The 21,044-nt window shown below is 60.8% G+C and carries 20 protein-coding genes; 11 read left to right on the top strand and 9 right to left on the bottom strand.

Annotated features, from left to right (window positions below):
* Positions 1-136 precede the first annotated feature (136 nt).
* From ACP8J1_RS02935 to ACP8J1_RS02920, 4 genes are all read left to right on the top strand, one after another.
* On the top strand, positions 137-898 hold the full coding sequence (locus ACP8J1_RS02935; protein WP_023020733.1) for a LamB/YcsF family protein: 762 nt from the start codon (positions 137-139) through the stop codon (positions 896-898).
* Complete coding sequence (locus ACP8J1_RS02930; protein WP_023020732.1) at positions 898-2,472, top strand: 5-oxoprolinase subunit B/C family protein; 1,575 nt, start codon at positions 898-900, stop codon at positions 2,470-2,472. The genes ACP8J1_RS02935 and ACP8J1_RS02930 overlap by 1 nt, the downstream gene beginning before the upstream one ends.
* A complete protein-coding gene (locus ACP8J1_RS02925) occupies positions 2,462-4,243 on the top strand; it encodes an acetyl/propionyl/methylcrotonyl-CoA carboxylase subunit alpha (RefSeq protein WP_023020731.1) in 1,782 nt (593 codons plus the stop codon). The genes ACP8J1_RS02930 and ACP8J1_RS02925 overlap by 11 nt, the downstream gene beginning before the upstream one ends.
* Before the next feature lie 68 nt (positions 4,244-4,311).
* Positions 4,312-4,932, top strand: coding sequence for a GntR family transcriptional regulator (locus ACP8J1_RS02920; protein ID WP_023020730.1), 621 nt, complete (start codon positions 4,312-4,314; stop codon positions 4,930-4,932).
* Here the strand turns inward: ACP8J1_RS02920 and ACP8J1_RS02915 are convergent.
* The 3 genes from ACP8J1_RS02915 to ACP8J1_RS02905 form a co-directional block, all read right to left on the bottom strand.
* Positions 4,929-5,708: a putative hydro-lyase gene (locus ACP8J1_RS02915; RefSeq protein ID WP_198010446.1), complete on the bottom strand. Its 780-nt coding sequence runs from the start codon at positions 5,706-5,708 to the stop codon at positions 4,929-4,931. The two genes, ACP8J1_RS02920 and ACP8J1_RS02915, sit on opposite strands and share 4 nt — an antisense overlap.
* A complete protein-coding gene (locus ACP8J1_RS02910) occupies positions 5,699-6,862 on the bottom strand; it encodes an NRAMP family divalent metal transporter (protein WP_034656254.1) in 1,164 nt (387 codons plus the stop codon). Before ACP8J1_RS02910 ends, ACP8J1_RS02915 begins: the two co-directional genes overlap by 10 nt.
* Before the next feature lie 188 nt (positions 6,863-7,050).
* On the bottom strand, positions 7,051-7,953 hold the full coding sequence (locus ACP8J1_RS02905; RefSeq protein WP_023020727.1) for an endonuclease domain-containing protein: 903 nt from the start codon (positions 7,951-7,953) through the stop codon (positions 7,051-7,053).
* 252 nt (positions 7,954-8,205) lie between these two features.
* Between ACP8J1_RS02905 and ACP8J1_RS02900 the strand changes: the two genes are divergently transcribed.
* Positions 8,206-9,249 carry an RNase H family protein gene (locus ACP8J1_RS02900; protein WP_023020726.1) on the top strand — a complete coding sequence of 348 codons (1,044 nt, stop codon included), beginning with the start codon at positions 8,206-8,208 and terminating at the stop codon, positions 9,247-9,249.
* Between the two features lie 160 nt (positions 9,250-9,409).
* Here ACP8J1_RS02900 and galK read toward each other — a convergent pair whose 3' ends face one another.
* The 6 genes from galK to ACP8J1_RS02870 form a co-directional block, all read right to left on the bottom strand.
* Complete coding sequence (galK, locus tag ACP8J1_RS02895; RefSeq protein WP_023020725.1) at positions 9,410-10,609, bottom strand: galactokinase; 1,200 nt, start codon at positions 10,607-10,609, stop codon at positions 9,410-9,412.
* On the bottom strand, positions 10,602-11,696 hold the full coding sequence (galT, locus tag ACP8J1_RS02890; protein ID WP_023020724.1) for a galactose-1-phosphate uridylyltransferase: 1,095 nt from the start codon (positions 11,694-11,696) through the stop codon (positions 10,602-10,604). Before galT ends, galK begins: the two co-directional genes overlap by 8 nt.
* A complete protein-coding gene (locus ACP8J1_RS02885) occupies positions 11,696-11,938 on the bottom strand; it encodes a hypothetical protein (RefSeq protein ID WP_023020723.1) in 243 nt (80 codons plus the stop codon). The genes galT and ACP8J1_RS02885 overlap by 1 nt, the downstream gene beginning before the upstream one ends.
* A 10-nt stretch (positions 11,939-11,948) precedes the next feature.
* Positions 11,949-13,598, bottom strand: coding sequence for a sodium:solute symporter family protein (locus ACP8J1_RS02880; protein ID WP_023020722.1), 1,650 nt, complete (start codon positions 13,596-13,598; stop codon positions 11,949-11,951).
* 11 nt (positions 13,599-13,609) lie between these two features.
* Positions 13,610-14,509, bottom strand: coding sequence for an aldose epimerase family protein (locus ACP8J1_RS02875; protein WP_486697034.1), 900 nt, complete (start codon positions 14,507-14,509; stop codon positions 13,610-13,612).
* A gap of 200 nt (positions 14,510-14,709) precedes the next feature.
* Positions 14,710-15,153: a YdcF family protein gene (locus tag ACP8J1_RS02870; RefSeq protein ID WP_198010445.1), complete on the bottom strand. Its 444-nt coding sequence runs from the start codon at positions 15,151-15,153 to the stop codon at positions 14,710-14,712.
* A 133-nt stretch (positions 15,154-15,286) separates the two neighbouring features.
* On the opposite strand from ACP8J1_RS02870, the gene ACP8J1_RS02865 reads away from it, so the two are divergent.
* Genes ACP8J1_RS02865 through rbsD form a run of 6 tightly spaced genes read left to right on the top strand, consistent with a single transcriptional unit; the run spans position 15,287 to position 20,954 of the window.
* Positions 15,287-16,276, top strand: a complete 990-nt coding sequence (locus ACP8J1_RS02865) for a LacI family DNA-binding transcriptional regulator (RefSeq protein ID WP_023020719.1) — start codon at positions 15,287-15,289, stop codon at positions 16,274-16,276.
* Positions 16,273-17,817: a sugar ABC transporter ATP-binding protein gene (locus ACP8J1_RS02860; RefSeq protein ID WP_023020718.1), complete on the top strand. Its 1,545-nt coding sequence runs from the start codon at positions 16,273-16,275 to the stop codon at positions 17,815-17,817. The genes ACP8J1_RS02865 and ACP8J1_RS02860 overlap by 4 nt, the downstream gene beginning before the upstream one ends.
* Positions 17,814-18,755, top strand: coding sequence for an ABC transporter permease (locus tag ACP8J1_RS02855; RefSeq protein WP_023027820.1), 942 nt, complete (start codon positions 17,814-17,816; stop codon positions 18,753-18,755). The genes ACP8J1_RS02860 and ACP8J1_RS02855 overlap by 4 nt, the downstream gene beginning before the upstream one ends.
* 12 nt (positions 18,756-18,767) lie before the next feature.
* Positions 18,768-19,682: a substrate-binding domain-containing protein gene (locus tag ACP8J1_RS02850; protein ID WP_023027819.1), complete on the top strand. Its 915-nt coding sequence runs from the start codon at positions 18,768-18,770 to the stop codon at positions 19,680-19,682.
* A complete protein-coding gene (locus ACP8J1_RS02845; protein WP_023020715.1) occupies positions 19,679-20,587 on the top strand; it encodes a ribokinase in 909 nt (302 codons plus the stop codon). The genes ACP8J1_RS02850 and ACP8J1_RS02845 overlap by 4 nt, the downstream gene beginning before the upstream one ends.
* Positions 20,580-20,954 carry a D-ribose pyranase gene (gene rbsD / locus ACP8J1_RS02840; RefSeq protein WP_023020714.1) on the top strand — a complete coding sequence of 125 codons (375 nt, stop codon included), beginning with the start codon at positions 20,580-20,582 and terminating at the stop codon, positions 20,952-20,954. Before ACP8J1_RS02845 ends, rbsD begins: the two co-directional genes overlap by 8 nt.
* Positions 20,955-21,044: the final 90 nt, after the last annotated feature.

Here is a 21,044-nt window from a genome sequence, read left to right as displayed (position 1 = left end):
AGACGGGGCGGTTTCCCGTATACGGGTGGGGGTGTACACGCGGGTAGTGCAAACGTAATCAGCTTCACAAATGTCAGTGTCGAGGGTTACACTTAAGCCCATTCGAATTGTTCAACAATCTTAAGGACGGTGTTGAATGTCCGCGCTCCATATCGATCTCAATGCGGATTTGGGAGAGACCACTGCAGGCAACCCGGTCGCAGATGACGCGGCGATGCTGGAGATGGTGTCCTCAGCAAACGTGGCCACCGGGTTCCATGCGGGTGACCCACACTCTATTGCTGGCACACTGAAGGCAGCCGCAGAGGCCGGCGTGACCGTAGGCGCGCACGTGGGTTATAACGACGCCGCAGGCTTCGGTCGCCGCTTTATTGATTACAACCCGAACGAACTCGCCGATGAGGTGACTTATCAAATCGGTGCACTTGATGCTTTGGCTCGCGCCAATGGCACTAAGGTCTCCTACGTAAAGCCACACGGTGCGATGTATAACGCGATCGTGAAGGATAAGGCACAGGCAGAGGGCGTCATCAAGGGCATCAAGGCCTTTGGTGACTTGCCGGTAATGTTGCTGCCTGGGGGCGTAGCAGTGGACGTCGCCAAGCAAAGCGGGCTCACCGTCATCCGTGAGGCTTTTGCGGACCGCAATTACAACCCCGATGGCACGCTCGTCTCACGCAAGGAAGCCAATGCGGTGCTGGATAGCGCCGATGAGGTGGTACAGCGAGTGCTCGAGGTAGCACAAACCGGTTCGATTACCGCCGTGGATGGCACGAAGCTCGAGGTAGATGCGCAATCCGTATGTACCCACGGTGATTCCCCCGGCGCGGTGAAGCTGCTACGCGGCGTAGTGGAGCGCTTGCGGGCTGAGGGTATCGAGATTCGGAGCTTCATCTAATGCACATTAATTTTGTGGGCACTCGCGCATTGCTCATTGACTTGGAGGGATTAAACCAAGTCATGGACTGGCACGCTGCGCTGTCTGCCAAGCCTTTGAAGAATCAGGTGGACTGCATTGCGGCCGCCACTACCCTGCTGCTGACCTTTGAGGCACCCGATTCGGCGCGCGATGCGGCGGAATTTTTGCAACACTTTTCCCCTGCCACAGCCGCGACCGCAGAGGCGCGCACGGTAGAAATCGATGTGCTCTATGACGGAAAAGATGTCGATGAGGCTGCAGACCTACTTGGCCTCTCGCGCGAGGCACTCATCAACTGGCATACCTCCACCGAGTGGACTGCCGCCTTCGGTGGCTTTGCCCCAGGGTTTACGTACTGCGCGCCTTCGGATCCGTCCTTGGCCCGCGCCGTGCCGCGCCGCTCCAGCCCCCGTACCGCAGTACCGGCCGGTGCCGTAGGCATTGCAGGCGAGTTTTCCGCGGTTTACCCACGCGTCTCCCCAGGTGGCTGGCAGCTGCTGGGCACCACCAATACGCCGATGTGGGATTCCAATGCCAACCCGCCAGCCTTGGTGCAGCCGGGCGACCGCGTGCGCTACCGCAGCGTGGATAAGCTACCGGAGCTCGTCGATCACTCTGCGCGCTCTAAACGCGCTCCTGCCCGCCTGCCGCGCATGGAGGTAATCGATGCCGGCCTACTCACTCTCTACCAAGACTTGGGGCGCCCAGGCGTGGGCGACCTCGGCGTGACCCCATCGGGTGCTGCGGACCGCGCCGCCGCCGCGACCGCCAATGTGGCCGTGGGCAACCCGCGCGGAGCAACCGTGCTGGAAAATATTGGCGGCATTAAGCTCCACGCGCTCACCGATACCGTCATTTGCGTCACCGGTGCGACCGCCCGTGTCCGCCTTGGTGAGATGCCGGTTCACCTCGCCCGTCCTGTCCTGGTCACGGCCGGGCAAACCGTCACGGTGGATCCCGCAACGGTAGGCATGCGCAACTACGTCGCTATTCGCGGCGGCATCATCGCCGAATCCGAGCTTGGCTCCGCAGCCACCGACGTCCTGTCGGGCCTCGGCCCAGACCCCGTCACCACCGGCGATGTCATCGGTGTGCTGCCGCGTTCTACCGGCATGACCGATGCCCAGCTTTCCAACCCACTACGAGTACGCGAAAGCTCCGATGGCAAGACCCGCGCTACCTTGCGCTGCGTGCTCGGTCCCCGCGATGACTGGTTTGGCGATAATGTCTCCGCCTTCCTGGATGCTGAATGGACCGTCACCTCAGATTCCAACCGCGTGGGCCTGCGCCTCGATGGCGATGAGCCGATTGAGCGCGTTAAAGACGGCGAACTTCCGTCCGAGGGCATGGTCGCCGGATCCATCCAAATCCCGCCCAATGGCAAACCCGTAGTCTTCCTGCGCGATCACGCTGTGACCGGTGGCTACCCCGTCATCGCCACCGTTTTGGAAGAAGATATTGATATTGCCGCGCAGCTGCCGCCCGGCGCACGCGTGAATTTTGAACTCGTAGCACCTCAAGCCTTGAACACTGGAGATAAAAATGCAGATTAAAACCGTCCTCATTGCTAACCGCGGCGAAATTGCCGTGCGTATCGCCCGCGTCGCCCGCGACCTAGGCATTAAGTCCATCGCCATTTACTCCGAAGCAGATGCGGGTGCTTTGCATACCCAGGTAGCAGATGAAGCTTATGCGCTGCCGGGCAATACGGCTGCCGATACCTACATGAACGTACCCGCGCTGCTTGATATCGCGGTGCGTGCCGGTGCAGATGCTATTCACCCAGGCTATGGCTTTTTGTCCGAAAACGCCGACTTTGCCCGCACGGTGACTGAAGCCGGAATGATTTGGATTGGCCCTTCGCCCGAGCATATTGAGTTACTCGGTGACAAGATTGCTGCCCGCCGCGTGGCCGAAGAGGTCGGCGCACCACTGGCACCTGGTACTTCTGATCCCATCGATGATTGGCAAGAAGCCCGCACCTTTGCCGAAGAGCACGGTCTGCCCATTGCCATCAAGGCCGCTTATGGCGGCGGCGGACGCGGCTTGAAGGTCGTAGACAATATGGAAGAAATCGAGGGCGCGTTCAACTCCGCTGGCCGCGAGGCCATGGAGGCTTTCGGCCGCGCGGAGTGCTACGTAGAAAAGTTCCTCACCCACCCGCGCCACGTCGAGGCCCAGGTGCTGGCCGATACGCACGGCAATGTGCGCGTGCTCGGCACCCGCGATTGCTCCACCCAGCGCCGCTTCCAAAAACTCATTGAGGAAGCCCCAGCACCCGCGCTTTCCGACGCCCAACGCAACGGCATCATCGAAGGCGCCCGCTCCATTTGCGCCAAGGTGGGCTATGTCGGTGCCGGCACTGTCGAGTACATCGTCTCCGAAGACGGCACCATATCCTTCCTCGAGGTCAATACCCGTGTGCAGGTCGAGCACCCCGTTACCGAGGCGGTCACCGGCACCGATATCATCGCTGAGCAATTCCGCATCGCGGCCGGCGAGCCGCTGTCCTTCGATGAGGATCCACAATCCCACGGCCATGCTTTTGAGTTCCGCATCAACGCCGAAGACATCCTCAATGGCTTCGCTCCGTGCCCTGGCACCATTGTCTCCTTCGAGCCGCCGACCGGCCCGGGCATCCGCGTTGATTCCGCGGTACGCTCTGGCTCCATCATCCCGCCCTACTATGATTCGCTGATTGCCAAGCTGGTGGTGTGGGGCCCGACCCGCGAGATCGCCTTGGCCCGCGCCCGCTTTGCCCTGCGCGAATTCACCGTCACCGGCGTGCGCACCGTGCTGCCGTTCCACCGCGACATGATGGACGAGCCTGCGCTCATCGGTACCGCTGCCCCGGCAGAGGATGCCGCTGCCGCGGGGGCTTCCGAGATTGGTGTCTTTACTGACTGGGTTGACCACAACTACCGCCCATCTGCTGCCAACCAGGTGGAAAAGGTCGAAGCCATCTACACCCAGCGTCGCAATGTTGCCGTGGAGATCGATGGCAAGCTGGTCAACGTTGGCGTTCCAGTAGATTTCCTTGCCGCACCGGGCGCCGCCTCGGCCGGCGGCTCTGCATCCACGGCACCATCTTCGGCTGGTGCGCAGTCCACCGATGACAACGCAGTCACCTCCCCATTCGAGGCCAACCTTGTGGCGTGGAACGTCGCGGACGGCGATACCGTAGCCGAAGGCGATGCCATCGCCACTGTAGAGGCCATGAAGATGGAATCTGCTATTAAGGCGCCGCGCGGCGGCACCATCAAGCTCTTGGCTGCTGAGGGAGACCGTCTGGATTCCTCGAAGGTTATTGCGACCATCGATTAATGCTCGTGTAGGGGTTGTACACCTCATATTCAATGTGAGGTGCACAACTTTTTAGTACAGTTGTGAGCATGTTTTCCCAGTCTGTCGCCTCCGCGTTGCGCGAAGCCATTTCCGCAGGCGAATTCCAGCCCGGCGAGCGCCTCAGCGAGGTCAAGGCAGCCGAACGCTTCAACTGCTCGCGCAATACCCTGCGTGAGTCCTTCACGAGGCTCGCCGCGGAGCGCATTGTCGAGCGCATCCCTAACCGGGGTGTCTTCCTCGCAATGCCAGATGCAGACTATATCCGTGATCTCTTCGCCGCCCGCGCAGCCATTGAACCGGCCGCGGTACGTTGGGGCGCTTTTCCCGACGCCCCCTCACTCGTCACCCTCACTTCCTCCGCCTTCGACTACGCGGCGCGCGGCGAGCACCAGGAAGTCTCCGCCATCAATCAGCGTTTCCACCGCACGCTGGTGGCCGCGCTAGGCTCCCCCACCCTGAATGAGCAGATGGATAATCTACTCGCCCGCATGCGGCTTACCTTCCTCTTGGCCATCCCGCGCTACCCGCAACTACATGCGGACCATATTCAAGGAAATATCACCTTGGCCACGCTCATCGCAGATGGAAAACGGGATGAGGCTGCCACGCTTGCACATGACAGCCTCATGAATACGTGCGGCAAGATCCTCGCCGTGCTCGAGGATTAAGGAATGAGAAAATCTTGATCGCGGGCATTTGTCACTAACATTTGCCCCGGCGCGTGCGTGATAGCCAGGCGCGGCTTGGATTCCATCACGATGGCTTGTGGGGTGACACCACAGGCCCAAAAGACCGGTAGGCAGCCGTCTGGTACTTCTACCGGCTCGCCAAAGTCTGGACACGAGAGATCCGCAATGCCGATGGCCGCTGGGTCACCTACGTGCACTGGGGCGCCATGAACCGAGGGGTAGCGGGAGGTAATGCGCACGGCATCGGAGACTTGTGCGGCCGGAATCGGCCGCATGGACACCACCATGGGACCGGAAAAGACCCCGGCCGGGGTGGTAGGAATCGAGGTCTTGAACATCGGCACATTGCGCTGCTGGGCAATGTGCGCGACCTCTATGCCGTTATCCTGCAGGGCAGTTTCAAAGGTAAAGGAGCAGCCGATAAGGAAGCTGACCATGTCTGGGGTGTAGTACGAGGTGGCGTCGCCAAGCGTGGCACTGTGCTCACCGTTTTCAAAGACGCGGTAGGCGGGGATATCGGTGCGGATATCTCCACCTGGAAGTAGCTCGGAGGTGTACTGCCCCGCCTCTAGCACGCCCACAATTGGGCACGGCTTGGGGTTGCGCTGGGCAAAAAGCAAGAAATCGAAGGCGTATTCCTGCGGCACCGCCAGCAGATTAGCCTGCATAAAGCCACGGGCATGGCCAGCGGTGGTGGCCATTTCATGGGTGCGCGCATACTCGCGCACCTGCTCCGGGGTCCGCATTAAGCCCATAGTTCGGTGATGCCGGAAAAGGCCTTGAAACCAATAAAGATGGTCAGTACCCACGCCAAGGCGCCAATGACCAGAAGCCACTTGGGGTACTTATAACCATGCAAAAGGTCGCGGCGGCGCCAGGCCACCCACATCACGAGGGCAAAGCCAATGGGCAGGATAAGGCCGTTGATGGCACCAGCGAAGATGAGCAGCTTCTGCGGAGCGGAGTTAATGGCCACGAAGACCACCGTGCACACCACAATGAAGACGATGGTGAGGATATTACGGGTGCGCGTCGAGGTCTCCTGGGAGGTCACAAAGGACACCGAGGTATAGGCCGCACCGATAACGGAGGACAAACCGGCAGCGAAGAGGACTACGCCGAAGGCACGCAGGCCGAACTCGCCAGCGGCATGGTAGAACGCATCGGCCGCGGTGTTGTCATCGGAAAGCGCCACCCCAGTGGCTACCACGCCGAGCACCGCCAAGAAGAGGAGCATGCGCATGATGCCGGTTACCACGATGCCGCTGACCGAGGTATAGGTAATGTTCTTGACGTTTTCCACGCCGGTGTGGCCAGAATCAATGAGTCGGTGCGCGCCGGCAAAAGTGATATAGCCGCCCACGGTGCCACCGATGATGGTGGTAATGACGAAGAAGTCAATCTCGCCTGGCGCGACGGTATTCTTTAGTGCCTCGCCCACCGGTGGTTGGCTGACCACCGCGACGTAGAGCATGAGCAGGATCATGACCGCACCGAGGACGGCAACAAGGCGGTCAAGTGCCATGCCGGCTTTGCGGGAGAGGAAGATAAAAACGGCGATAGCTGCGGCGATGACGCCGCCGATGCGCGCATCGATGCCCAGCATCGCGTTGATACCGAGGCCCGAACCGGCGATATTGCCAATATTGAAGACCGCGCCGCCGATAAAGACGAATACGGCGAGGACCCAGCCCAGGCCGGGGAGAACGGTATTACCCAAGGTATTTGCGCGCATACCGCTTACACACAGCACTCGCCACACATTGAGCTGGATGGCAATGTCAACGAGGATGGACAGCATAATCGCAAACGCGAAAGAAGCCCCCATCTGCACGGTAAAGACCGAGGTCTGGGTCAAAAATCCCGGACCGATGGCGGAGGTGGCCATGAGGAACATGGCACCGGCCATGGCGCCGAGGCCCTTTGGCGGGGTCTTATCCTCCGCCCGCGCCGGAGTGGCGTGTGATGTCTCAGCACTCACTAGATTTTACCTTTCGTGATGCAGGTCGCATTAAATTTGTGATGCGCATCATCTTAAGGGTTGCTATGCCTTTTGTTCAACAACTTTTATGCTTTGTGGGGTGGCGCGGGGGTGATCTAGGCTACTTTCCTGCCGCGTTTTCCCAAGTGGCTAGCGATTATCCGCAATGCCTCGTCCGACGCTTTCACCTCGCTGGAACCAAAGCGCAGCACCACGTATCCGCGGTTTTCTAGCGCTCGCTGCCTTTTTATCTGCTGCTTGACCACGTGGACGGGCTCCTTGCCGTAGGTACCGTCATATTTGGCATCGCCATCGACCTCGACCACCAGCCAGCCATCGAGACAGAGATCCGCCCGATACTTCCCGAGCAGCGGTTTCTGCGGCTCAATTTTCACCTGCGGGAAACGCTCGATAATGAGGGCTCGCAGATAGGACTCATAGGGCGATTCCGATCCGCCATACGCGTGCTCGATAACCTTACGCATGGCTGCTTGTCCCCTAGTGCGCTGCATTCTTGCCAGTTCTTCGCGCAAGTCATAGGTGGTGACGCCGTGTTGCCTGAGAGCAGAATCGGTAGCTACCAGGCCATCTGGGAAGCCGTGTAGCCGGGCGATTTCGAGGCAGGTGCGGGCGGGATGCGTGGTGCGCACACCTGCTACCGTCACCGTGGATTCCTGGAGGGACTTTACCCGGCGGTACCGATAGCCCTTCGCGGTGAGCCTGCGTGGGGGAACGCTTCCCGAAGGCACCGCTAACTCCACCTCCTCCCCTTTCCTGGAAATTACCCACATTCCCCACAGCCGCGCGGCCGATTTACTGATGAGGACGGCGCGGTGGGTGCTCCACCCGGCAGCGACTACTTTGGCGAATTGTTGTTTATGGCGCACCCATTGCCTCCAGGTGGCCGTGGGAACGGCGACCCAGGGCGCTATCTGGGTGAGCTCACCGCACTGGAGGGCTAAGTGGTGCGGACTTTCGGCTCCGGCGTAACGAAGGTTGATGAAGTGATCTGTAATCATGGTTTCATCTTCACTACTGGAGGGGCGGAGCACGCGTCATGGGGCTCAGGAAGGTGAACTTCCGAGAACCTTCAGTGAGAGGCGGAACTTTAGGTCCAAGGTAATCGGGCCGAATTGAGAGCGTTGAGGCTGAGTTGAGGGCGGGTTGTGCTCAGATCGGCTCGATCACATTCGACCTAAGGGGAAGTAGTTCAATGCGGTGGTGTGCGGGGATAATTCAGCAGCGCGGTTAACCGTGCTTTACTAGAGATAATGGAACCCATCGAGCTCTCAGAACTTACCGGTACGCAATCGCGCACCTACGGTACCCGCAAGATCACCTCGGGCATGGTCTCGGCACCAATCCATGTTGCGGTCGCGCTCTGGGACGAGCGTTGGGATTCCGCCCCCAACGGCACCATCGAAGGCTGGGTCATCGCGGTCAATACTAAGCAGACGCGTTTTGTGCGCCGCGGCCAGACTAAGAAGGGCGATATCGTCGATATCGCCGTACGGGAGGTCAAACGCGCACTCAAGGGACTCGACGGACGGGTGTGGATTGTCACTGGTCGCAGGCAGAATGCGTTGCGAGCGGCACTCACGGCAGACGGTTTCACGGTGACGGGAAGCTTTGCGGAAGAAAATAGGGCTTCGAAGAGCGCGAGCTCCGTGCGCCGAAAACAAGCCGGCCTTACTGCACGGAAGGCGCGCAAGATGGGTGAAGCACCGAAAAAGAAGCAAGCGGCACAGGTAGAGACGCCGAAAGCACACTGGTGGCCGAACTTCTCGCGCGCCTCCTCATGGTCCAAGGGCGACGTGGTTCGCATAGCCACCGACGCTTCCTCGGATACCGTATTCAAGGGGTCGATGTGCTTCGTTGCGGGCAACGGCGACTACCGGTTACGAACTCGAGAAACCAAGGCGAGCACGGATGAGCTCGAGCTCGAAGCACTGACGCTCGCGCTGAAATACCTGCTCAAGGTGGGTGCGCGCAAGGCGGTTATTGAGTCCGATTCCGTAGCCGCTTTGGAGGCGGTCGAGCAGATTGTGCATAAGCGCGGCTCTAAAGCGTCGCGGCCGGGACGCACGTGGCGAGGGGTGTCTTCGGGTGCGCGGTCCCGATTCCAGCAAGCTTGGGGCGATATCCAAGGCCAATGCGAGGTCGACATTCGCCGTGTACTTGGGCATGCGGGTGATCCGCTGAATCGGGCGGCCGACCAGATTGCGTACATGGGGTTGCGCGCGATTGCGCATCCGATGAAGCAGTCTCGCGAGACTCTGCGCGAGGGGATCCAGAAAGCTCTCTTGGCGTTGTGACCCGAACGCTTAGGGCTTTGGGGCTGATCTGATCAGGCCGAATTGAGGGAATTAAGGCCGATCTGAGGCGGCCCGGCCTTCAGATCAGCCTGATCAGTATGGACCCAACGACAAGAGGCGCGCTGGGAGGGTCGCGGCTAAGCCGAGCCGGGCCGCGGAGTCAGACCAAGCGCCTGGCGCCTTCACCCGGACGCGCAACCAAGAAGGTAGGTTCCGGAAAGCCGCGCGAAACCGCAGCATCATAAATGGCTTGGGCGGTGGACTCGACGGAGGAGTGCGGGATGAGCGCGATAACCGCGCCGCCGAAACCACCACCGGTCATGCGAGCGCCCAGCTCTCCGGCCGCGGTAAAAGCGGAGTCGAGCTCCGGAGTGGTGACCTCATAAAGGTCGCGCAGAGAGATGTGGCTCTCGCGCATAAGACGCCGGAATGTATCTAGATCGGAAGATGCCAGCGCGGTAGCGGCATCTAGGGTCCGGTTGGTTTCTTCCACCACGTGGTGCACGCGGCGGCGATAGAGTTCCGCCTCGGCGGGATTGACGGTGGCGGCAAAGTCCACGGCATTCGAGATCTCGCGGATGGAGCAACCGGCGGCAGATTGGACGGCGTCGATGATGCCGCGGCGGGAGGCGTATTGGCCGTCGGAAAGCGTGTGCGGGGCATTGGTGTCCGCGATGAGCAGCACCATGTCTTGGGCCTCGATATTGAAAGGCACGCGCTCGACGGCGCCAGTGGAAAAGTCCAAAAAGAGGGCCTTGCCGCGCTGGCCAAAGAGACTGGCGTTTTGGTCCAATCCACCGGTAGAGGCGCCGACCACCTCGTTTTCGGCGCGAATGCAGGCTTGCGCCAGCTGGCTGCGGGCAGCGTCATCGGGAGAATGCCCGTGCGCGAGCTCATACGCGGCCACGGCCGTGGAGCACTCGAGGGCGGCAGAGCTAGACAGGCCAGAGCCGACGGGGACGTCGGAGACAATAGTGATATCAAGGCCCGTGCATGACAGCGTGCCCGCCGCGGTAGCGGCCCACACGGTGCCAGCAACGTAGCCGGACCAATCGGCGGGGTGGCCCGGACGAACATCGGCAAGCGGAAGCTCTGCATGGGCGATGGAGCCGTCGAACTCGGAAGCTATGCGGATAAGCCCATCGCTGCGAGGCGCGACAGCAACGGCGGTATTTTGCTCCAGCGCAAAGGGAATGGAGGCGCCGCCAGCGTAATCGATATGCTCGCCGATGAGGTTCACGCGGCCGGGAGCGGCCCACACGCCGGCGGGCTCGGGCGAATCCGGGAAGGCAGAGGCGAAGAGGGCGCGCGCAGCGGCAGCGAGCTCCTCATCGGTACGGGTCTCAATCCAGTTAAGCATCCCAGATCTCCTTGAACCGGGCGGCAATGCGCTCCGGGGTGGTGTCATTAATCCACACCGCCTGCGAAGACTCGGAGCCGGCGAGGTACTTCATGCGGCCGGGCGATCGCATAAGCGAAAAGAGCTGCAGGTGCATGCGGATGCCTGGGCGCAGTGCCTTGTCCACCGGTGCCTGGGTCCAGCCGGCGATATAGGGGGTCTTGTCCACGCCATCAAAGAAGCGGTCCACCGCGGAGTACAGCTTCTTAAGCAAGGGTGCGAGGTCGGCACGTTGGGCGTCGCTAAGCGCGGCGAAGTCAGGGATGTGTTCATTGGGCAAGACCATAGCTTCCAACGGCCATTTGGCGGCGGCGGGGACGAAGACGGTGAAGTGCTCGGTCTCAGCAATGATGCGGGTGCCGGCGGCGCGCTCACGATCGAGGAGATCCTGAAAGAGGTCGCCGTCGTAGGCCCGGGCGGAATCCACGATGGAGCGCAGGCGCGGCGAGAGGAATGGATAGGAATAAATCTGGCCGTGCGGGTGCTGGAGGGTCACGCCGATTTCTTCACCACGGTTTTCGAAGGGGAAAACCTGCTGCACACCGTCAATCTGGGACAACGCGGCGGTGCGATGAGCCCACGCCTCAATAACGGTGCGAATGCGGGATTCGGGCAAATCCTTGAAAGAAAGGGCGGGATCCTCGGTAAAACAGACCACCTCACAGCGGGCGCGCGCAGGAAGGCGCGGCACCATGCCAAACAGGTTATCCTCCTCGGGGTGCTCGATGTCGGCCGCGGTAGCAAAAGACGGGAAGCGGTTTTCAAAGACCACCACGTCATAGCTAGGGCTGGGGATCTCCGTGGGCAGCTGGCCTTCGCGCGTGGGCGCTAGCGGGTTCTCATTGGCAGGTGGCAGGAAGGTTCGGTTCATTCGGTGGGCGGCAAAGGCCACCCAGTCTCCTGTCAGGGGATCCCGGCGCATCTCGGAAGCAGGGGCTACGGTAGGGATATCGCGGGAATCAACGAGCACGCGGTCAGGGTGGGGCTGGTCGTCGAAGTAGAGGATTTCGCGGCCGTCGGCAAGCGTGGCGGAGGTAATCTCAACCATTAGTCTTCTCCTGGGATGGTGATGGGCTTCAGGCGCGCCCACAGCACAAAGGCGGCGGCCACGGCCAGCAAAGCAAGGCTTGCCCATAGGTTATCGCTGACGTTTTTGGCCTGCCCGGTATCTGGGTTAATGCCTGGGTCAAGGAAGAAATAGCAGCCGAGCAAGATGAGGCCGTAGAGGCCGAGGAGTGCGGCGATGACGTTGCGCAGGTCGAATGCGCCCGCGCGCTTTTTCTCAGACATGTTGGGCTCCTTAGGCAAAGATGACGTTGAGTGCTACGGCCATAACTAGGCAGATAATGCCCAGCGGGACGGTCTGTTGGTACCACGGCAAGGACTTTTCGGTGTAGTCCTCAAAGTGGTCCTTGGGGGTTACGGAGGAAACGAAGCCGACCAGCTCGGCATCCGGCTTGGGCTGGGTAAACAAGGTAACCACGATGGAGACCACGATATCCACGGCGAAGGCCACGCCGGCCGCGACGAAGGCGGTGCCCTGGCCTGGAAGGTTAATCATGTCCGTGAAAGAAGCGACGTACCAGAAAACGATGGCGGAACCAGTACCGGCCACCAGTCCGGACCAACCAGCGTGCGGGGTCATGCGCTTCCAGAATATACCCAAGATGAAGGTGGCAAATAGCGGCGCATTAAAGAAGCCAAACAGGGTCTGCAGGTAGTCCATGATATTGCCAAAGTTCTGTGCCAAAAGCGCGGTGAAGATGGCAATAGCGGTGGCGATAACCGTAGCGATGCGGCCGAACTTCAAGTAGTAGGCATCCTCGCGGTCCTTGACCACGTAGGTCTGCCAGATGTCATAGGAAATGACGGTATTAAAAGCCGAGATATTTGCCGCCATGCCGGCCATGAACGACGCCAAGAGACCGGCAATTGCCACACCCAATAGGCCATTGGGTAGCAGGTCGCGCATGAGCAGCAGGATGGCGTCGTTCGGCTCGGCGCGCTCCTCCATCAAGTCAGCCACGGACACGGAAGCAACCATGCCCGGAATAACCACCAGGAAAGGTACGAACATCTTGGGGAAGGCACCGATAATCGGGGTCTTGCGGGCCGCGGAAATAGAATCCGAGGCCATGGCGCGCTGGACTTCTACGAAGTTGGTGGTCCAGTAGCCGAAGGAGAGCACGAAGCCTAGGCCTAGGACGATGCCGATGACAGACCACACCGGGTTTTCGAAGCCGGAGATGTCCGTGCCCGGCCAGGTGTGGAAGTGAGAGTCATTGGCCACGGCGTCTTTTAACCCGCTCCAGCCGCCCACGCGGTTCAACCCAATAATGGTTAGTGGGGCAAGCGCGGCGATGATAACGAAGAACTGCAGCACCTCGTTATAGATGGCGGCCGAAAGGCCCCCCAAGGTGATATAGGACAGCACAATAAACCCGGCGACCAAGAGCGATACCCACATCTGCCAGCCCAATAGGGCCTCTACGATGGTGGCCAGCAGGTACAGGTTCACACCTGCAATGAGCAGCTGGGCTACGGCAAAGGAAATCGCGTTGACCAAGTGCGCGGCATTGCCAAAACGTTTGCGCATAAATTCCGGCACCGAGCGGACCTTGGAGCCGTAGTAGAACGGCATCATCACAATGCCCAAAAAGACCATGGCGGGGATGGCACCGATCCAGAAGTAGTGCATGGTTTGGAAGCCATACTCCACACCATTGGCGGACATACCGATGATTTCTACCGCGCCTAGGTTGGCCGAGACGAAGGCCAGTCCGGTCACCCAGGCGGGCAAGCCTCGACCGGAGAGGAAGAAGTCGATAGAGCTAGACACCCTGGCCTTGGCGGCCCAGCCAATGCCTAGAACGAAGAGGAAGTAGATGGCTACCAATAAGTAATCCGCCCAAGAGGCATCGAGCCTCAATACGGATTCAGCAGTCTCCATGGCTGACCTTTCTAGTTATTATTTTCTGCTGCCAGCAGCAGCGTATAAGTCTGTGGATTTTGAGCACTCAAGCGCGCGAGGTCTTCCCTGCTACGCAGCGCATTCGGCGGCGCGCTCATGGGCTCTACCGCAAGCGCCTTGCCTGGGCCTTGTTCCCGCGGGAAGTTGGCTGGGGTAAACATCTGCACCCAGTTCAGGCCCTCGCCCATCTCCAGCCGCACACCTTTTCCACCGGCTGTATATCTGGCCGTCAGCGGCCCTTCACCGTGGAAGCAATCGTCCCAATCCACCTCGGCGATGGGTTGGTGGACAATGCGCACCTGCTCCGTCTTGCCCGTAGGCAGGTTGCGCGCGTCTAGCACGTGGCGCTTGCCGACGTCCACACTCAGCACCGCTTCCTCCGCCCCAGCTCCCTGTGGGGAAAGGTAGAGGTGGAGGCCATAGGCAAAGGGAACCTCGCCGGGGTCCGCGGTGCGGGCGGTCAGCCGGTGGTGCAATCCTTGCTCATCGAGAGCATAGGTAGCCTCCAGCTGAATGGCCCATGGCCAACCGTGCCGCGGCTCAATGTCAAAAGCGAGGATCACTCGGCTTTCTGTGCGTTCTTTTACCCGCCACCAGTCCACCGCGAAGCCGTGGATGGCGTTATTGCGCTCCGGCTCCGTAATTTCTAGCTGGTGGACAGTCCCCTGCCATTCAAACCAGCCATCTTCGGTGCGATTGGGCCACGGCGCCAGCACCACACCGGCCATCAGTGGTGGCTTGCCCTCATAGCTTTCTACCAAGGGTGCGCCGCGATAGGTCAGCGCCTTTACTGCACCGCTGAAAAGGGCAATCTCGGCCGCGTAATCGCCATGAGAAATGGCGACGCTGGGGTATTCAGCGTCAGAGCCAGCCGCTCCTCCACTGGTCATAACAAAGACCTTTCTGGCTATAACTTTCGTTGGATTTAGCCTAGGAGCACGGCAAAGCGCCGGTCAATCGTTTGCATAATAAGGAGCGTATATCTACCGTTTCACCAGCTCACCGCCATGGAGTTAACCTGCAGTTAACCTCTTTCGGGGGTTGAGGACACCTGAAAGGGACTCAACAGCCCCCCAACTAAGCGGCAGTGCTATCTACACACCCGCCGCCACGCTATTCGCGCTGCGGAGTGCGGGGTAGCTAGAACTTCACGCAGATAGTTACGCGGCATTAACCGCCACGGGGTGCGCGCGGGATGCACGCGCACAGCAATACCTAGGTGCCGGGCCCACAGCGTTGTGCGCAGGACATGAAAATCATTGGTCACCACCTGCAAAACGGCGTGCGGGGCCAAGCGGTGTGCATTTTCCAGGTTCTCATTGGTACTCGTGGCGTCTGGCTCCACCACTACTCGCTCAGCAGGTACGCCGCGCTCAATAAGATAAGTGGCCATCGGACCTGCCTCGCCGCGACCAGAGACAATAATCTGCTGGCCATGATAAAGGGCCAGCGCTTTATCCAGACGCGAACGCAACATAGCGCCGGGATAGCCGTGGGTTACGCGGGAACCCAACACGAGGAGCGGGTCAGACATGGATACCAGCATAGACTCGCCACACCTTGACAGAAAGATAGAAAAGGCCTTAGGTTTAACTCGAGCATGCAATCGATTGCACCCCGTAGGGCCAGACGATGGCTCATACGCCTTAAAACCCAAGGAGGTCAGCATGGCCGGAACCACCCTTAAAGACGTGGCCGCTGCTGCTGGAGTATCCATTTCTACCGCGTCCCGCTCACTCTCGGGCAACCCTGCTATCTCTGAATCCACGCGCCAACGTGTCAAGGACACGGCCGTCAAGCTGAACTATAGGCCCAACGCCCAGGCCCGCGCCTTGCGTAGCTCCCGGTCGAATGCCATCGGTCTAGTCATCCCCAGCCTGGATAATGCCTATTTCGCCGCGATGGCGGCAGCCGTTGAAGAGGCCGCCGATAAACAGGGTCTAGCCACAATGATTACCAGTTGCGGCGAGGAACCACAGCGGCTAGTCAAGGCCCTCGATGCCCTCATGGAACGCCAGGTGGACGGAATTATCGCCGTACCGCTCGAAGGTGCCGAAGAAGCGCTCGAGCAGGCGCGCACCTACCGGCCGCTCGTGCTCATTGACCGGACCCTGAGCCAGATTCCCGCAGTGCTATCAGATCCACACAAGGGAATCGAACAGGCCGTGGAACAGCTCAAGGAGAAAGGGCACACGCATATCGGCTACCTGTCCGGCCCTCAGGAAACCTCCACCGGCCGGCAGCGACTCGAAGCATTCAAGGCCGCCACGCGTGGGATGCCTACCCACATCCACCACGGCAGCTACCGCCACCGCGAAGGTTATAAGGGAGCCATCGCGCTCCTGCAGGAGGGCGTCACCGCGCTTATTGCCGGCGATTCCATGATGACTGCCGGTGCACTAGAGGCCTGCCATAATGCGGGTAAGCGCATCGGAGAAGAGATCGCGCTCGTGGGCTTCGATGATTTTATCTACCTGCGCTTCCAGCCCTCCCCCATCTCGGTAGTGGACCAGGATGTTGCACGGATGGGCGAGACCGCCACGGCTAAGCTCATCGCGGCTATTAACGAAAAGCGCCAGCCAGAGGGCGAAGTGCTAGACACCCGCTACATCCCACGCATGTCCACCGCCCACCACCTCAATGAGGCCACGCCATGAGTGACCACGTATTGCGCTTAGAAAGCGTAACCAAATCCTTTGGCCAGGTAGAAGTCATTAAAGGCGTGGATCTCACCGTCCGCCGGGGTCAGGTCCAAGCCTTGCTGGGTGAAAACGGCGCCGGAAAATCCACGCTCATCAAGATGATTGCCGGTGTCCACCAACCAGATTCCGGCCGCATTGTGGTGGATGGCGCAGAGGTTAAAATCCCCGACACCAAGGCCTCCGAGGCGTTGGGCATCGCCACCATCCACCAAGAGCTCAACCTCGTTCCCACCATATCGGTGGCCGAGAACATCATGCTCGGGCGCACCCCGCGCCGCTTCGGGTTGGTCAACCACAAACACCTCAAGGCACAGGCCCAAGCCGCGCTGCATCTCATCGGCTTGGACGTGGACCTGGATATGCCGGTGGGTGAGCTCGGCGTCGCCAAGCAGCAGCTCGTAGAAATCGCAAAGGCGCTGTCCATGAATGCGCGAATTCTTATCCTGGATGAGCCCACGGCCGCGCTCACCGGTAAGGAGGTCGATGCCCTCTTTGCCGTGCTTGAGGAGCTCAAGGCCAAGGGCGTGGCCATGATTTTTATCAGCCATCACTTGGAGGAACTAGCGCGAATTGCAGAGACCATTAGCGTGCTGCGCGATGGTTCTTTCATTGCCGAAGTCCCTGCCGATACGGACGAGGACGAGCTGGTCCGGCTCATGGTTGGCCGCGAGATTGAAAATCAATACCCGCGCAAGGTTCCCCCTGAACACGGCGAGGCCCTACTAGAAGTCTCCGAGCTGACTTCCGACGGCGCCTTTCACGACGTCACCTTCTCCGTCCATGCCGGCGAAGTCGTCGGCCTAGCCGGACTCGTGGGTGCTGGCCGTACCGAGGTCATTCGCGCCATCGCAGGCGCCGATCCTTACGATTCCGGCTCCATCCGCGTTGGCGGCACGCAGCTGCGCAGCGGCGATATACGTGCCGCCATCCGCGCCGGCGTGGGCCATATCCCGGAAGACCGCAAGTCCCAGGCGCTCGTCCTTGACGCCTCCGTGGGCGATAACCTGGGGTTTGCCACCCTCTACCCCACCGCCAAGGCGGGGCTTGCAGACCGCAGCGGCCAGCACCGCCGCGCGACAGAAGTAGCAGAAAAGCTGCGCATCCGCATGGCGGATCTCTCCCAGCCCATCCGCAACCTATCCGGCGGCAACCAGCAAAAGGCGGTCTTCGGCCGCTGGGTACTGGCCGGTTCCAAGGTCCTTCTGCTCGATGAACCCACCCGCGGCGTCGACGTCGGCGCCAAGGTGGAAATCTACAACATTATTAATGAGGTCACCGCAGCCGGTGGCGCCGTGCTCATGGCCTCCTCCGATTTACCCGAGGTGCTCGGCATGTCCGATCGCATCCTCGTCATGTCCGGTGGACAACTCGCCGGCCAACTCCCCAAGAACTCCACCCAAGACGAGGTCATGGCCTTCGCCGTATCCAATGTGACCTCCGCTACTTCCGCCGCTGCTGCCGCACCTGCCGGAACTGACCCCAAGGATGAAGCTTGACCAAGAATCGAGTAGTTAACTGGGCGATGAATAATGGCGCACTCGTTGGCCTTATTGCCCTGTGCATCGCGCTGTTTATCGCCACCCCGTACTTTCTTACCGTGGCGAACCTGCTCAATATCGGCATCCAGGCCGCCACGGTGGCAATCTTGGCCTTCGGCATGACCTTTGTCATCGTCACCGCTGGCATCGACCTTTCGGTAGGTTCGGTCGCCGCGCTCGGTGCCATGGTCTCGGCCTATATGTTCTCCACCGCTGGTCTACCTGGCTGGCTCACGTTGCTCATCGGCCTTATCGTAGGAGCGCTGGCCGGCGCCATCTGCGGCATGGCCACCGCGTGGGGCAAGATTCCGTCCTTCATCGCAACGCTGGCCATGATGTCCATCGCCCGCGGACTTACCCTGGTCATCTCCCAAGGCTCGCCCATTGAAACCGCCCCAGCCGTCAACGCCTTTGGCGGCGATATCGCGGGCTTTCCAGTTCCAATCATCATGATGGTCATCGCCGGGCTCATGTGCTGGTTCATCCTAGAGCGCACGGTACTCGGCCGTTCCATGTACGCCATCGGCGGCAACCTCGAGGCCGCCCGTCTCTCGGGCCTGCCGGTCAAGCGCATCCAGATCGCCGTCTTCGCACTCTCCGGTTTCTTTGCCGCCTGGGCCGGCATGGTCATGGCAGGCCGCCTCGAATCTGCGCAACCTCAGGCCGGCACCGGCTATGAATTGGATGCCATCGCGGCCGTCGTCATCGGCGGCGCCTCGCTCTCCGGCGGCCAGGGCAAGGCCACCGGCACGCTGGTCGGCGCAATTCTTTTGGCCGTTATCCGCAACGGTCTGAATCTGCTCAATGTCTCCTCGTTCTGGCAGCAGATCGTCATTGGTTTGGTCATTGCGCTGGCCGTCGGCTTCGACGTTATCCGTAATAAGACGGCCAGCTAAGGAGCACCCACCATGAAGAAGCTCATCGCCACCCTTCTCGTGCCCGCCCTCGCGCTTGGCCTTGCCTCCTGCAATCGTTCGGAAGAAGACCGCAACCGCATCACGCTAGCGCTGTCGACACAGACCAACCCCTTCTTCATTGAGCTGCGCCACGGCGCACAAGATAAGGCCAAGGAGCTCGGCGTTCCGCTGGATATCCAAGACGCCTCCGATGACCCCGCCCAACAGGTCAATCAACTGGGCAATGCCACGTCGATGGGAGCCAAGGTCGTCGTGGTTAACCCCACCGATTCCGATGCCGTCGCCCCGGCCGTGCGCGGCATCAGGGATGACGGCGTGCCGGTTATCGGCGTGGACCGCGACGTCAACGGCGTAGAACTGGATTCCATGGTGGCCTCCGATAACGTCGCCGGCGGCGCACAGGCGGCGGATACCCTCGCCCACTCCATCGGGGAAAAGGGAGAGATACTTATCCTGCAGGGAACCGCCGGTACCTCCGCCTCGCGCGAGCGCGGCAAAGGCTTTGCAGAGCAGATTGCGAAGTACGGGGATATTCGGGTCGTCGGCAAGCAATCGGCGAATTTTGACCGTACGGAGGGCCTCAACGTTGCCACCAACCTGCTGCAAGCCAACCCCGATATCAAGGCGATCTTTGCAGAAAACGATGAAATGGCGCTCGGCGCGGTCGAAGCCTTGGGCTCGCGCGCCGGTACTGAGGTCAAGGTGGTGGCTTTTGACGGCACCTTCGATGGCCTCAAGGCGGTCAAAGATGGCAAGCTGGAAGCTACCATCGCCCAGCAGCCCGCAGAGCTCGGTGCCCGCGCCATCGAACAAGCCGCAGCGCTCCTGCACGGTGGCACGGCGGAGAAGAACGTCCCCGTCGAGGTCATCACCGTCACCCGCGACAATGTAGAGGATTTCCAATGAGCAAGCTAACCGTCGTCGGATCCATCAATGCCGATCTCATCGTCCACGCCGAGCGCCACCCGCAGCCCGGCGAGACCCTGCTGGGCTCCGGCGGCGAGATTTTAGCTGGAGGCAAGGGCGCCAATCAGGCAGTTGCGGCGGCGCAGCTGGGCGCCAACGTGGCTTTTGTGGGCGCGGTGGGCTCCGATCCTTATGCTGAGCCCGCCATGTACTATATGCGCACCTCCGGAATCGATCTGGGTGCTGTAGAGCAGGCCGATACCAATACCGGCCTCGCCGTCATTACCGTCTCGGCCGATGGCGAGAACACCATCGTCATCTCCCCCGGCGCCAATGCGCTTGTCGACGCCCCCTTTGTCACCGCCCGCGCCTCCACCATCGCCGATGCCGACGTGGTGCTCCTCCAAGGCGAGATCCCTGCCTCTGGTTTTCAGGCGGCAGTCGACGCTGCGCAAGGTCGCGTGGTGGTTAACCTCGCTCCGGTAGTCGAGGTCGACCGTGACTCGCTTCTGCAGGCCGATCCCCTGCTGGCCAACGAACACGAAGCGGGGCTCATCTTGGACCAGCTCGGCCTACCTGCAGACGGCGCCCCGCGCGAACTCGCCCACCGCCTGGTAGAGGCAGGCTTCCGTTCCGTCGTGCTGACCCTTGGCGCCCACGGCGCCCACGTTGCTACCCCGGATGGCGGCGCGGATATCCCCACCCCGCGCGTGACCGCCGTGGATACCACCGGCGCCGGCGATGCCTTCGCAGGTGCCTTTTGCGCCCAGCTCCTCGCTGGAGCCTCGCTTGTCGATGCCGCCACCTTCGCCGCCCGCGTCGGCGCCTTCGCCGCCACCGGTAACGGCGCGCAGCCCTCCTACCCCACGACCGCATCCACTTTGCCGGAGGTCACCAATGCGTAAGTCCGGTCTCCTTAATCCCGCGCTCGCCGGTGCCGTTGCGCGCCTTGGCCACACTGATACCTTTGTCATCGCTGATTGCGGCCTGCCCATTCCCCACGAGGTGCCGGTCATCGACCTCACTTTGATTTTTGGCATCCCCACCTTTGCCGATACGCTGGCCGCCCTCCTCGACGAAGTCGTAGTCGAAGCCGCCACCATCGCCGATTCCACCCCGACCGAGGTGCGTTCCTTGCTTCCCGCAGTACCCCTCACCGAGGTCTCCCATGACGACCTCAAACGCGAAGTTGCCCGCGCCTCCTTTGTCGTGCGCACCGGTTCCACCACGCCGTTTGCCAATGTCATCTTGCGCTCCGGCGTGCCCTTCTAGCGTTCGTCGACGTCACCGCGCAGAAGACAAGCACGTTTTGCCGAAACCTCCGCGGTTGTGGCTAAACGTGCTTGTTTTATTTACTTCTTT

The sequence above is a fragment of the Corynebacterium sp. LaCa_205 genome (assembly GCF_057458085.1).
The sequence above is the reverse complement of the archived record's forward strand: the minus strand, read 5'-3'. Positions and strand labels throughout refer to the sequence as shown.